The following is a 427-nucleotide window of genomic DNA, read 5'->3' as shown; positions in this document are numbered from 1 at the left end:
ACCGCTCTTCCGATCTTAACCGATGACGATAGTAATGATGGTGGCGGTAATATCACTCACTCCGAACTCCAGCAATGTGAGATAAACGCCCGAAGCCAATAGCGCCACCGAGGCGTAAAGTTCTTCATGCAGCACTAGCGGAGTTTGTCGGCAAATTAAATCACGCAGCAAGCCCCCAAACACGCCAGTCACCAATGCAGACACCATACAAATTCCGGGATGAAGACCCATGCTCATGGCGACTTTAGTGCCAATGATGCTAAACACGACTAACCCCAGAGCATCCAAACGTATAAATAGCCCTTTCAGTTTTATGACCCATTTTGCTAACCCCGTGGTAATCACTCCGGCAATGCATGTAATGGCTAAAAACTCAGGGTTCTCGACCCAACCGAGTGGGTAGTGACCGAGTAAAATATCTCTGACT

General features: G+C 48.2%; 1 pseudogene. It reads right to left on the bottom strand.

Annotated features, from left to right (window positions below):
- Nucleotides 1–18 precede the first annotated feature (18 nt).
- A pseudogene (locus tag ACP45E_RS21095) lies at nt 19–427 on the bottom strand (trimeric intracellular cation channel family protein); the annotation flags it as partial.

Source organism: Vibrio genomosp. F10 str. 9ZD137 (assembly GCF_049974785.1).
In the GTDB taxonomy this organism is placed as follows: Bacteria; Pseudomonadota; Gammaproteobacteria; order Enterobacterales; family Vibrionaceae; genus Vibrio.
The sequence above is the reverse complement of the archived record's forward strand: the minus strand, read 5'-3'. Positions and strand labels throughout refer to the sequence as shown.